Origin of the sequence: Paenibacillus contaminans, from assembly GCF_003285015.1 — a bacterium.
GTDB lineage: Bacteria > Bacillota > Bacilli > Paenibacillales > NBRC-103111 > Paenibacillus_V > Paenibacillus_V contaminans.
In genome coordinates this window covers 24332-38043 of record NZ_QMFB01000044.1, presented here as the reverse complement: position 1 = coordinate 38043, position 13712 = coordinate 24332, and the positions used below count along the sequence as shown (strand labels likewise).

Here is a 13712-nt window from a genome sequence, read left to right as displayed (position 1 = left end):
CTCCTTTCCTGCTTTCTTACTTTTTAACAGTCGACTTTACAGTAACGAAGCTGTTTTTAGGGCCTGGAATAGAACCTTTAACCAGAAGAACGTTACGCTCTGCATCGACTTTAACGACTTGCAGGTTTTGCAATGTTACCGTTTCGTTCCCCATATGTCCTGGCAAGTGCTTGCCTTTAGGTACGCGGTTAGCTTGGATCGAACCCATCGAACCTGGTCCACGGTGGTAACGCGAACCGTGACTCATAGGACCGCGGGATTGTCCCCATCTTTTGATCGTACCGGTGAAGCCTTTACCTTTGGAAATACCCGTTACATCAACGAATTCGCCTTCTGCAAACAGATCAGCTTTAATTTCTTGGCCAACCTCGTATGCTGTCAACTCAACACCACGAATTTCTTTAATGTAGCGCTTAGGAGCGGCGCCCGCTTTCTTAGCGTGACCGATTTCCGGTTTCGTCGCATTCTTTTCTTTCTTGTCGCTGTAGCCGATTTGAATGGCTTCGTAGCCGTCATTCTCGGAATCCTTCTTCTGCAGAACCACGCAAGGACCTGCTTGGATTACGGTTACTGGAACCACGTTACCTTCTGGCGTAAACACCTGAGTCATGCCCAGCTTTTTGCCTAAGATACCCTTTGTCATGTTGACACCTCTTTTCCTTTACGTTTGCTACTCCGATATTATAGTTTGATCTCAATGTCCACGCCGGACGGCAAATCCAAACGCATAAGCGCGTCAACGGTTTGTGGTGTCGGGTTGACAATGTCGATCAAACGCTTATGTGTGCGCATTTCGAATTGCTCCCGCGAATCCTTGTACTTATGCACCGCACGCAGAATCGTAATGATTTGCTTCTCAGTCGGAAGCGGAATCGGACCGGACACACCTGCACCGGAACGTTTCGCCGTCTCCACGATTTTCTCTGCGGACTGGTCAAGAATTCTGTGATCGTACGCCTTTAAACGGATACGAATCTTTTGTTTTGCCATTTGAGTCCCCTCCTTCTATCGCCCAATTTTGTATCGGACATACTCCGCGAAAATTCTCTGATAACCTCCCATGGCAAAGGGGCCGGGTGTATCAGCAACCTCTCACTTCATCGCAACGTCACAGACCAACGCTCATTATTATATAAAAAATGAAAACAAATTGCAAGCATAAATAAACACCCAATAAAAGTAACGTCAATCTACTATATAATACAATCTCAAAAAGGCGGATTTACTGTAAGTTTGCATCATCTAAAATAGCGGCATCCCGACACTTATGTATCGCTTTTCCGGCTGCTTCAAACAAAAAACACGCCCTCACCGGACAAGTCCGGCAAGGGCATGCAAGAAGCTTTCGCTTCTAATTCTATTACTTAGTGATTGTTGCTACAGCGCCAGCGCCTACTGTACGGCCGCCTTCGCGAATCGCGAAGCGAGTACCTTCTTCAATCGCGATTGGAGCGATCAGTTCAACGGTAACCGTGATGTTGTCGCCTGGCATAACCATTTCCGTACCTTCTGGCAAAGTGATAACGCCAGTTACGTCAGTTGTACGGAAGTAGAATTGAGGACGGTAGCCTGTGAAGAAAGGCTTGTGACGTCCACCCTCTTCTTTAGTCAGAACGTAGATTTGAGCCGAAAAGTTCGTGTGCGGTTTAACGGAGTTTGGCTTAGCCAAAACTTGTCCACGCTCGATATCTTTGCGGTCTACGCCACGAAGCAATGCACCGATGTTGTCCCCTGCTTGAGCGGAGTCAAGCAATTTACGGAACATTTCAACGCCCGTAACGATCGATTTTTTGGTTTCTTCGTGAAGACCAACGATTTCGATCTCGTCGCCGACTTTAACTACACCACGCTCTACGCGACCTGTAGCAACCGTACCACGGCCAGTGATCGAGAATACGTCCTCGACAGGCATAAGGAAAGGTTTGTCAGTTGCACGCTCAGGCGTAGGGATGTAAGTGTCGATTTGCTCGAACAGCTCAACGATTTTTTGAGCCCACTCGCCATCTGGGTTTTGCAGAGCTTCACGAGCGGAACCGCGTACGATTGGAGTGTCGTCGCCTGGGAACTCATACTCGGAAAGAAGATCGCGAATTTCCATTTCAACCAGTTCAAGCAACTCTTCGTCTTCTACCATGTCGCATTTGTTCATGAATACGACGATGTAAGGTACGCCTACTTGACGGGAGAGCAGGATGTGCTCGCGAGTTTGCGGCATTGGGCCGTCAGCTGCGGATACAACCAGAATCGCGCCGTCCATTTGAGCTGCGCCTGTGATCATGTTTTTAACATAGTCGGCGTGGCCTGGGCAGTCAACGTGAGCATAGTGACGGTTAGGTGTTTCGTACTCAACGTGGGACGTCGAGATTGTGATACCGCGCTCGCGCTCTTCTGGAGCTTTGTCGATTTGGTCGAACGCGATAGCCGCGCCGCCGTATTTTTTGGACAATACAGTTGTGATAGCCGCTGTCAGCGTTGTTTTACCATGGTCAACGTGACCGATAGTACCGATGTTAACGTGCGGCTTGTTGCGTTCAAATTTCGCTTTTGCCATTGTTAAACTACCTCCTCAATAGGGACAAGTATTATTTTATGCGCCTTTGTTCTTCGCGACGATTTCTTCCGCGATAGATTTAGGCACTTCTTCATAGTGGGAGAGTTCCATAGAGAACACACCGCGGCCTTGCGTACCGGAACGAAGAACGGTCGAGTAACCGAACATTTCGGACAAAGGTACTTTTGCACGGATAATTTGAGCGCCAGCGCGGGAATCCATACCTTCGATACGGCCGCGGCGGGAGTTCAGCATACCCATAACATCGCCCATGTACTCTTCTGGCACTGTTACTTCAACTTTCATGATTGGCTCAAGCAGAACAGGGTTACATTTGTCCTTCGCTGCTTTAAGCGCCATCGAACCTGCGATCTTAAACGCCATCTCACTGGAGTCGACATCATGGTACGATCCGTCGAAGATCGTAGCTTTGATATCAACGAGCGGGAAGCCGGCAAGTACGCCGTTCTTCATGGACTCTTCAATACCGGCTTGAGCAGGTGCGATGTACTCACGAGGTACGGAACCACCGACAACTTTGCTTTCGAACACAAAGCCAGATCCTGCCTCGAGAGGCTCGAACTCGACCCATACGTGTCCATATTGACCGCGACCACCGGATTGGCGAACAAACTTTCCTTCCACTTTAGCGGAAGTGCGGAATGTTTCACGGTAAGCAACTTGCGGTTTACCAACGTTCGTTTCCACTTTGAATTCGCGACGCATACGGTCAACGATGATTTCCAAGTGGAGCTCACCCATACCGGCAAGAATGGTTTGACCCGTTTCTTCGTCGGTATGCGCTCTAAGCGTAGGGTCTTCCTCAGTCAATTTGGAGATCGCAATCCCCATTTTGTCTTGGTCGACTTTAGTTTTTGGTTCGATTGCAATCTCGATTACCGGATCAGGGAAGTTCATCGATTCCAAAATAATCGGATGTTTCTCGTCGCAAAGCGTGTCGCCTGTACCTGTATCTTTCAAGCCTACGGCAGACGCGATATCGCCCGAATATACTTCGGAGATTTCTTGACGGCTGTTCGCATGCATTTGAAGAATACGGCCGATCCGCTCGCGTTTGCCTTTCGTTGCATTCAATACGTAGGAACCCGATTGAAGAACGCCCGAGTATACGCGGAAGAATGTCAATTTACCGACAAACGGATCTGTCATGATTTTGAATGCCAAAGCGGCAAACGGTTGATCATCGGCAGATTTGCGAATCGCTTCCGCTCCATCTTCCAAAGTACCTTTGATGTCAGGAACGTCAACCGGCGACGGCAGATAATCAACGACAGCGTCGATCATCAGCGGAACGCCTTTGTTACGGTAAGAAGAACCGCAAACGACAGGGAAAATTTTAACTTCGCAAACGCCTTTACGAAGAGCGCGTTTCAATTCCTCGATTGTGATTTCTTCACCCTCAAGGTATTTCATTGTAAGCTCTTCGTCAAGCTCTGCGACTTTCTCGACAAGCTCCAAGCGAAGCTCAGCCACTTTGTCCTTGTAATCCGCAGGTACGTCGACGACGTCGACTTCCTTACCAAGATCATCTTTGAACATGTGCGCTTTCTCTTCGACAATGTCGATAATTCCGACAAAATCGCTCTCAGCTCCGATTGGAAGCTGAATGGCTACGGCATTCGCTTGCAGTCTGTCACGCATCGAGGCGATTACGTTAAGGAAATCGGCTCCGATGATATCCATCTTGTTGACATACGCAATACGTGGTACGCCGTAACGATCCGCTTGTCTCCAAACGGTTTCGGATTGAGGCTCAACGCCTTCTTTAGCGCTGAATACACCTACAGCTCCATCAAGTACGCGGAGGGAACGTTCAACTTCAACCGTGAAGTCAACGTGCCCCGGGGTGTCGATAATATTGATGCGGTGGCCCTTCCATTGAGCCGTAGTAGCAGCGGATGTGATCGTGATTCCGCGCTCCTGCTCTTGCTCCATCCAGTCCATCGTAGCAGCGCCTTCGTGCACTTCTCCGATTTTGTGAGTACGTCCGGTATAGAACAAGATACGCTCGGTCGTGGTCGTCTTGCCGGCATCGATATGCGCCATGATCCCGATATTCCGTGTATCTTTCAAGGAGAACTCCCTTGCCATGTGCATGTCTCCTTTCTTCCTATTGTAGTCGGCTTAAATCCTACCAGCGGTAGTGAGCAAACGCTTTGTTCGCTTCAGCCATTTTGTGCGTGTCTTCACGTTTCTTAACCGATGCGCCTGTGTTGTTGCTTGCATCGATGATTTCGGAAGCCAGTCTGTCTTCCATTGTTTTCTCACCGCGGTGGCGGGAGTAGTTGACCAACCAACGCAATCCAAGCGATGTCCGGCGTTCCGGCTTCACTTCGATCGGCACTTGATAGTTCGCTCCACCTACACGACGCGCTTTCACCTCAAGGACAGGCATGATGTTCTTGATAGCCTGTTCGAACACTTCCATTGGGTCTTTTCCAGTGCGTTCGCGGATTACGTTAAATGCATCATAAAGAATTGTTTGTGCAACCCCGCGTTTACCGTCGATCATAATGCGGTTGATTAAACGAGTAACCAACTTGCTGTTATAAATCGGATCGGGCAACACGTCTCTACGAGTTACGGGACCTTTACGTGGCATAGTTATCCCCCTTTCTACAATAATTCATCCATGTTGTGTATTTCATTACTTCTTCACTTTCGGACGTTTCGTACCGTATTTGGAACGAGCTTGTTTACGGTTGTTAACTCCAGCCGTATCCAGCGCGCCACGAACGATGTGATAACGTACCCCTGGCAAATCTTTAACCCTGCCGCCGCGTACGAGAACGACGCTGTGCTCTTGCAGGTTATGTCCGATACCCGGAATGTAAGCAGTAACCTCTACACGGTTCGTCAAACGAACACGCGCATATTTACGAAGAGCCGAGTTAGGCTTCTTCGGAGTCATTGTGCCGACACGAGTACAAACACCGCGTTTTTGCGGAGCGCTCAAATCGGTTTCCTCACGCTTCAGGGCGTTAAACCCTTTTTGCAGAGCAGGAGACTTCGACTTCGTTACTTTCGCCTCACGGCCTTTGCGTACCAGTTGATTGATTGTTGGCATTTCGCCACCTCCTTCCCAAATGAACAACTCAATTGCAAGCCCACAGATCCAGGCGATTCGTAAACGAACAAAGGAAATGTTTCTGCCTTCCGAATTCCCTAGCAACTGCATGATCGCATCAGCTTGTTCACTCGCAGACAAAAACATCGTTATGCATTATTCATTCACTACTGCAACTACGGCCGCCCCTACTTCTATGCCGCACGATTTGCCTAGCAGCTTCATCGTATCGACGTAGGTCACTTTCACGCCCATCTTCTTGCAGAGATTCACCATCTTATTGGTCATTCTCGGATCTGCATCCTTAGCAACAAAAACTTCGCTAGCCTTGCCTAGCTCCACCATTTTGGTGGACTGCTTCGTGCCTATGCATAGTTTGCCGGCCTGTTTCACTCTCTCATAAGACATAAAACATCCTCCAAAGGACAGAACGTCAAATATCCTTTTCGGCACACTTCGTTATATTATCATTTCAAAAATGCCGTGTCAAGAACGTACCAAAAATCGGTTCATTCCGGGCACGGCATCTTTGGTCAAGGCTTCCGGACCGGCGAGCGCAACCTCTCTCGAGATATACCCAGTATTCTCTTAAGAGAGGCAACGTCAGCCTGGTTCATTACTTCACGCTTTCCTCAACAGCAAATTCCCCATCGTTCTGGGCTTCGTCGGCAATCGCATCGCCGTCCGCAGAAACGCCTTCGAATTCCAGCTCTTCCGGTTCGTTCGGATCCAGGACGCGAATATTGCGGTAACGCGCCATCCCCGTTCCGGCCGGAATAAGCTTCCCGATAATGACGTTCTCCTTCAAACCGAGCAATTGGTCGACTTTTCCTTTGATCGCCGCGTCCGTAAGAACGCGAGTCGTCTCTTGGAAAGATGCGGCCGACAAGAACGAGTCGGTTTCCAAAGAAGCTTTCGTAATACCGAGCAAAATCGGTTTAGCCACAGCAGGCTCTTTACCGGCGAATAACGCTTCACGGTTAGCCGCTTCATATTCGTGCAAATCGACGAATGCTCCAGGCAGAAGCGTCGTATCCCCGGCATCGATAATCCGGATTTTACGAAGCATTTGACGGATCATAACTTCGATATGCTTATCGTTAATTTCAACGCCCTGGTTACGGTAAACGCGCTGAACTTCTTGCAAAATGTAGTTCTGCACGCCGCGAATCCCTTTGATACGGAGCATTTCCTTCGGATCGATCGAACCGTCAGTCAGCTCGTCGCCGGCCTCGATAACCTGCCCCTTCGTTACGCGAATACGCGAACCGAAAGTGACGGTGTAGGTCTTGGACTCGGCTTCGCCCTGTACTTCTATCTCACGGCGGTCCTTGGCTTCGCGAATTTCGACGATCGTGCCGTCAAGCTCCGATATTGTCGCTTGCCCTTTAGGATTACGCGCTTCGAAAAGCTCTTGAATACGCGGCAAACCTTGCGTGATGTCATCTCCGGCAACACCGCCGGTATGGAATGTACGCATGGTGAGCTGCGTTCCCGGCTCCCCGATCGATTGCGCTGCAATAATACCGACCGCTTCGCCGATCTCAACGTGCTGGCCTGTCGCGAGGTTACGTCCGTAGCACCGGTTACAAACGCCATGGCGCGTACGGCAGCTGAGCACGGAACGAATTTGTACGCGATCGATGCCGGCTCCGATAATCCTGTCGGCAATGTTGGCGTCGATCAGCTCATTGCGGTTCACGATTACTTCGCCCGTTTGCGGATGTTTCACGGTTTCGAAGGAGTAACGTCCTTCAATCCGGTCGTACAAGTCTTCAATGACCTCTTTACCGTCACGAATTTGGCTGACGATAATGCCTTTATCCGTTCCGCAGTCTTCTTCGCGAACGATTACGTCCTGAGCAACGTCAACGAGACGACGGGTCAAGTAACCCGAGTCCGCTGTCCGCAGAGCCGTATCGGCCAAACCTTTACGGGCGCCGTGCGTCGAGATGAAGTATTCCAAGACGGTAAGACCTTCGCGGAAGTTCGATTTAATCGGCAATTCGTAAATCCGCCCTGTCGGCGTCGCCATCAGTCCGCGCATACCGCCAAGCTGCGTAATTTGCGATTTGTTACCCCGCGCTTTCGATTCCACCATCATGTTGATGGAATTGAATTTATTCAAGGATTTCATCAAGATGTCCGTAATGACATCCTTGGCAGCGCCCCAAATTTCGATGACACGGTCATAGCGCTCATCGTCCGTGATTAAGCCGCGACGATAATGGTTCGTTACGACGCGTACTTTTTCTTCGGATTCGCGAAGAACGACGTTTTTCTCGTCAGGAACCGTAACGTCCGATACCGCGATCGTGATACCTGCACGGGTGGAGTACGTAAATCCGGTTTCCTTGATGCGGTCCAAAATCATCGAGGTTTGCGTCGTTTTATAGCGCCGGAAACACTCTGCAATGATGGTTCCGAGGTACTCTTTACCGACTGCTACCTTATCAGGGAAATTCGCGATACGCTCGCGAATGTTCTCACCCTTCTCGAATGCGAAGTAGTCGTCCGAAATACCGGTGAGTAAGTTAGCTTTCGTCGATTCGTTAATATACGGGAAATCGGCAGGGAATACTTGATTGAAAATAATTTTCCCGATTGTCGTAATGAGAATCGCGTTTTGCTGTTTTTCGGTAAAGCTCGTTTTATTCAAAGCCTTGGCCGGAATGGCCACGATCGAATGCAGCGATCCCATGCCACGGTGATACATCGAGAACGCATCGTGTACGGAGCCCAGAATCGAGCCGGTACCGATGGCATCCGGGTTGGACATCGTCAAGTAGAAGCAGCCGAGAACCATATCCTGCGATGGCGTTACAACCGGCTTGCCGTCCTTCGGATTCAAAATGTTGCCCGACGCGAGCATCAGCAGGCGTGCTTCCGCTTGCGCTTCCGCTGAGAGCGGTACGTGAACGGCCATTTGGTCGCCGTCGAAGTCGGCATTGTAAGCCGTACAAACGAGCGGATGAAGCTTAATCGCGCGGCCTTCAACGAGAATCGGCTCGAACGCTTGAATCCCGAGTCTATGCAGCGTGGGGGCACGGTTCAGAAGAACCGGATGCTCTTTAATAACTTCCTCGAGCACGTCCCAAACTTCCGGGCTGATGCGCTCGACTTTGCGTTTGGCGCTCTTAATATTATGGGCAAGTCCTTTATTGACGAGTTCTTTCATAACGAACGGCTTGAACAGCTCAAGCGCCATCTCCTTAGGGAGGCCGCACTGATACATTTTCAAGCTTGGTCCGACAACGATAACGGAACGGCCGGAGTAGTCGACACGTTTACCGAGCAGGTTCTGACGGAAACGCCCTTGCTTACCTTTCAGCATGTGGCTGAGCGATTTGAGCGGGCGGTTGCCCGGACCTGTAACCGGACGGCCGCGGCGGCCGTTGTCGATCAGGGCGTCAACCGCTTCCTGAAGCATACGCTTCTCGTTCTGTACGATAATGTCAGGCGCGCCCAGATCAAGAAGACGCTTCAGACGATTGTTCCGGTTGATTACCCGGCGATACAGATCGTTCAAGTCGGACGTAGCGAAACGTCCGCCGTCCAATTGAACCATCGGACGAAGCTCCGGAGGAATAACAGGCAATACGTCTAGAACCATCCACTCCGGCATATTTTTGGAATTACGGAACGCTTCAAGAACTTCCAGACGCTTGATTGCACGGTTCCTGCGCTGTCCTTGAGCGGTTTTCAGCTCTTCCTTAAGGGAATCCACCTCTTTGTCGGTATCGATATCCTGAAGCAGCTTTTTGACTGCTTCCGCACCCATTCCCGCTTGGAAGGCATAACCGTATTTCTCGCGATAACTGCGGTATTCCTTCTCAGAAAGGAGCTGCTTCTTCTCAAGCGGCGTATCCCCTGGATCCGTTACGACGTAGGAAGCGAAATAAATGACTTCCTCCAAGGAGCGCGGCGACATGTCCAGAGCAAGACCCATGCGGCTTGGAATGCCTTTGAAATACCAAATATGCGATACCGGCGCGGCGAGTTCGATATGACCCATCCGCTCGCGGCGAACCTTTTGACGGGTTACCTCGACGCCGCAGCGATCACAAACGACGCCTTTATAACGAACGCGCTTGTACTTGCCGCAATGACATTCCCAGTCCTTCGTAGGACCGAAAATTTTCTCACAGAAAAGCCCTTCTTTCTCAGGCTTAAGCGTACGGTAGTTGATCGTTTCCGGCTTTTTCACTTCCCCGCGCGACCACGAGCGAATCTTCTCGGGCGAAGCCAAACCGATCTTCATATACTCAAAGTTATTGACGTCGATCAAGGAGCAACCCTCCTTAAGATTGTAATACTATGCTGGTAATCCGCATTGCCCGCATACGCGGACGGGCAGCTTTTCAGCTGCCGCCTTTATTATTCCGCACCCATCTCCGAGCCTTCAAGGTTCAGGTTCAGCTTATCGCTGGCGGTATCTTCGTCATCGTCCATTTCCTTCATTTCGATCTCTTCCTCGTTCTCGGAAAGGATCTTCACGTCCATGCCCAAGCTTTGAAGCTCCTTAATCAATACCTTGAACGATTCCGGTACGCCCGGTTCAGGAACATTCTCGCCTTTGACGATCGACTCGTACGTTTTTACCCGTCCGACGACGTCGTCGGACTTGACGGTCAGGATTTCTTGGAGCGTGTAAGCCGCGCCGTATGCTTCAAGCGCCCAAACCTCCATCTCCCCGAAACGTTGTCCGCCGAACTGCGCTTTACCGCCGAGCGGCTGTTGCGTAACGAGAGAGTAAGGTCCTGTAGAACGGGCGTGAATTTTATCGTCGACCATGTGCGCCAGTTTGATCATGTACATGACGCCTACGGTAACTTCACGTTCGAACTGTTCGCCGGTACGGCCGTCGTACAGCTTCGTTTTACCGCTGCGCTGCATGCCGGCTTCTTCCATCGTATCGAAAACGTCATCCTCACGCGCGCCGTCGAATACCGGCGTAGCCGTATGGATACCGAGAGCTTTGGCCGCCATGCCGAGATGCACTTCGAACGCCTGACCGATGTTCATCCGCGAAGGAACCCCGAGCGGGTTAAGAACGACTTCAACCGGCGTACCGTCCGGCAGGAACGGCATATCCTCTTCCGGCAAAATCCGTGCGATAACCCCTTTGTTACCGTGACGGCCGGCCATTTTATCGCCTTCGGAAATTTTCCGTTTCTGCGCGATGTAGACGCGAACCAATTGGTTTACGCCAGGCGGCAATTCGTCTCCGTTCTCGCGGGTAAACACCTTCACATCGACGACGATTCCGTCGGTACCATGCGGTACGCGAAGCGACGTATCGCGAACCTCGCGCGCTTTCTCTCCGAAGATCGCATGAAGCAATCTTTCTTCCGCCGTCAGCTCCGTTACCCCTTTCGGCGTAACTTTACCTACGAGAATATCTCCGGCGGCGATTTCCGCACCTACGCGGATAATTCCGCGCTCGTCGAGGTTCTTCAACGCGTCTTCCCCTACGTTCGGGATATCGCGCGTGATTTCTTCCGGTCCGAGCTTCGTATCACGAGCTTCCGACTCGTATTCTTCAATATGAATCGACGTATAGACGTCTTCTTTTACAAGTTTCTCGCTTAGCAAAATAGCATCCTCGTAGTTGTAGCCTTCCCACGTCATAAACGCGACGACTACGTTACGGCCAAGCGCCAACTCGCCAAGCTCCGTCGAAGGTCCGTCAGCAAGAATGTCACCTGCTTTGACTTTCTCGCCGCGGCGGCAAATCGGACGTTGGTTAATGCAAGTCCCTTGGTTGGAACGCATAAATTTGTGCAGCTTATGTTTGACCAGGTCACCGTTAACGATCTTGCCATTAATCATTTCCTGGCGGCGAACCCAAATCTCATTGGCAGAAACGCGCTCTACGAAGCCATCCACCTTCGATACGATACATACGCCTGAGTCTTTGGCCGACTTGTGCTCCATCCCCGTTCCTACCAAAGGAGACTTCGGAATCAGCAAAGGAACCGCTTGGCGCTGCATGTTCGAGCCCATGAGGGCACGGTTGGAGTCGTCATTCTCGAGGAACGGGATAAGCGCAGTCGCAACCGATACTACCTGTTTAGGAGAAACGTCCATATAGTCGACGCGCTCCCTCGGCAGGGTCAAAATATCGTCTTTGTAACGTACGATTACCGAATCGTTCGCGAATAGATTGTCGACCGTCAGATCCGCATTCGCCTGAGCGATAACATAGTTATCCTCTTCGTCCGCGGTAAGGTAAGCGATTTGCTCGGTTACTTTACCTGTCTTAGGATCGACCCAACGATACGGTGCTTCAATGAAGCCGTACTCATTGATACGCGCGAAGGTCGACAAGGAGTTGATCAACCCGATGTTCGGACCCTCCGGCGTCTCGATCGGACACATCCGGCCATAGTGGGAGTGATGGACGTCACGAACTTCGAAACCGGCGCGTTCCCGCGTCAAACCGCCGGGTCCGAGAGCGGACAAACGGCGTTTATGCGTAAGCTCGGCCAACGGGTTCGTCTGGTCCATAAATTGCGACAGCTGCGAGCTTCCGAAAAACTCTTTAATCGACGCGATAACAGGGCGTATGTTAATTAACGCCTGCGGCGTAATGACATTCGCATCCTGGATCGACATACGCTCGCGCACCACACGCTCCATACGGGACAACCCGATACGGAACTGGTTTTGAAGCAGCTCGCCTACCGAACGAAGACGACGGTTGCCGAGATGGTCGATATCATCCGTGCTGCCGATGCCGTGCAGCAGGTTAATGAAATAGTTGATGGACGAAATAATATCGCCCGGTGTAATATTTTTGACCGACTTGTCGATCACGCCATTCGAAATGACTTTGATCACTTTGCCCTCTTCAATAGGTGAGTACACTTGAACGCACTGCATCTCAAAACGGTCGGATTCCGTCAAACCGCTTTGCACGCCATATTCTCCCAGCCCTACACCTTTTTCAAGATAAGGAAGAACTTCATCGAGCAATCGGCGATCGAGCATTTGTCCGGCTTCCGCCACGATTTCGCCCGTTTCCGGATCGACAAGCGTTTCTGCCAGGCGCTGGTTGAACAAACGGTTTTTGATATGCAGCTTTTTGTTGATTTTGTAACGACCGACATTGGCCAGGTCGTATCTTTTCGGATCGAAGAACCGCGCCACCAAGAGACTCTTGGCGTTCTCCAGCGTAGGAGGTTCGCCCGGACGAAGACGCTCATAGATTTCGATCAGCGCTTTCTCCGTGGAATCGGTGTTGTCCTTGTCCAATGTGTTGCGAATATACTCGTCGTCACCGAGCAAATCCAAAATCTCGGCATCCGTACCGAAGCCGAGCGCGCGAAGCAGAACGGTTACAGGAATTTTCCGCGTCCGGTCGATCCGCACATATATGATATCCTTCGCATCCGTTTCCAGCTCGAGCCATGCTCCGCGATTTGGAATAACGGTAGCGGTAAATGTTTTTTTACCGTTCTTATCAACCTTCGTGCTGAAGTAGACGCTGGGAGAGCGAACGAGCTGACTGACGATTACACGTTCCGCACCGTTAATAATAAAAGTGCCCGTCTCGGTCATGAGCGGAAAATCGCCCATAAACACTTCCTGTTCCTTGACTTCTCCCGTTTCCTTATTCAGCAAGCGAACTTTAACCCGGAGCGGCGCCGCATACGTAACGTCGCGTTCTTTCGCGTCGTCCACCGTATATTTCGGCTCTCCGAGGCTGTAGTCGATAAACTCCAGCACTAAATTGCCCGTAAAATCCTGAATCGGGGAAATATCTTGAAACATCTCGCGAAGTCCGTCATCCAAAAACCACTGATACGAGCTTTGCTGGATCTCGATCAGGTTTGGAACGTCCAACACCTCATTAATACGTGCATAAGTTCTACGTTTACGTCGACCAAATTGAACAAGATGTCCCGCCAATTTAGATTCACCCCTCAAGTCTACTAAAAAACAAGAAAAGCCCCTTTCGAAGCCTTCCAATTCTACGCACCGAGTCCGGTCGAATCGGACAGATTCGCGTCTTTCTGGCAGCAAAAATGCCAATATCTTCTACCCAGTAGATTTACCTAAAATTTTAAC

The 13712-nt window shown here is 50.6% G+C and carries 9 protein-coding genes; all 9 read right to left on the bottom strand.

From position 1 onward, the window contains the following. Positions 1–16 precede the first annotated feature (16 nt). Positions 17–643 (bottom strand): 50S ribosomal protein L3, encoded by a 627-nt coding sequence (gene rplC, locus DQG23_RS38020; protein ID WP_113036274.1) that lies wholly within the window; start codon positions 641–643, stop codon positions 17–19. Positions 644–681: 38 nt separating this feature from the next. Next, complete coding sequence (gene rpsJ, locus DQG23_RS38015; protein WP_005544556.1) at positions 682–990, bottom strand: 30S ribosomal protein S10; 309 nt, start codon at positions 988–990, stop codon at positions 682–684. A 370-nt stretch (positions 991–1360) separates the two neighbouring features. Further along, on the bottom strand, positions 1361–2551 hold the full coding sequence (gene tuf, locus DQG23_RS38010) for an elongation factor Tu (RefSeq protein WP_113036273.1): 1191 nt from the start codon (positions 2549–2551) through the stop codon (positions 1361–1363). 36 nt (positions 2552–2587) lie between these two features. After that, a complete protein-coding gene (fusA, locus tag DQG23_RS38005) occupies positions 2588–4663 on the bottom strand; it encodes an elongation factor G (RefSeq protein ID WP_113036272.1) in 2076 nt (691 codons plus the stop codon). A gap of 40 nt (positions 4664–4703) precedes the next feature. Continuing rightward, on the bottom strand, positions 4704–5174 hold the full coding sequence (gene rpsG / locus DQG23_RS38000) for a 30S ribosomal protein S7 (protein WP_113036271.1): 471 nt from the start codon (positions 5172–5174) through the stop codon (positions 4704–4706). A 45-nt stretch (positions 5175–5219) separates the two neighbouring features. Further along, positions 5220–5639: a 30S ribosomal protein S12 gene (gene rpsL, locus DQG23_RS37995; RefSeq protein ID WP_113036270.1), complete on the bottom strand. Its 420-nt coding sequence runs from the start codon at positions 5637–5639 to the stop codon at positions 5220–5222. 156 nt (positions 5640–5795) lie between these two features. Next, a complete protein-coding gene (locus DQG23_RS37990) occupies positions 5796–6047 on the bottom strand; it encodes a ribosomal L7Ae/L30e/S12e/Gadd45 family protein (protein WP_113036269.1) in 252 nt (83 codons plus the stop codon). A gap of 208 nt (positions 6048–6255) precedes the next feature. Further along, positions 6256–9927 (bottom strand): DNA-directed RNA polymerase subunit beta', encoded by a 3672-nt coding sequence (gene rpoC / locus DQG23_RS37985; protein ID WP_113036268.1) that lies wholly within the window; start codon positions 9925–9927, stop codon positions 6256–6258. An 89-nt stretch (positions 9928–10016) separates the two neighbouring features. Further along, positions 10017–13571 carry a DNA-directed RNA polymerase subunit beta gene (rpoB, locus tag DQG23_RS37980; protein WP_113036267.1) on the bottom strand — a complete coding sequence of 1185 codons (3555 nt, stop codon included), beginning with the start codon at positions 13569–13571 and terminating at the stop codon, positions 10017–10019. Between the last annotated feature and the right edge of the window lie 141 nt (positions 13572–13712).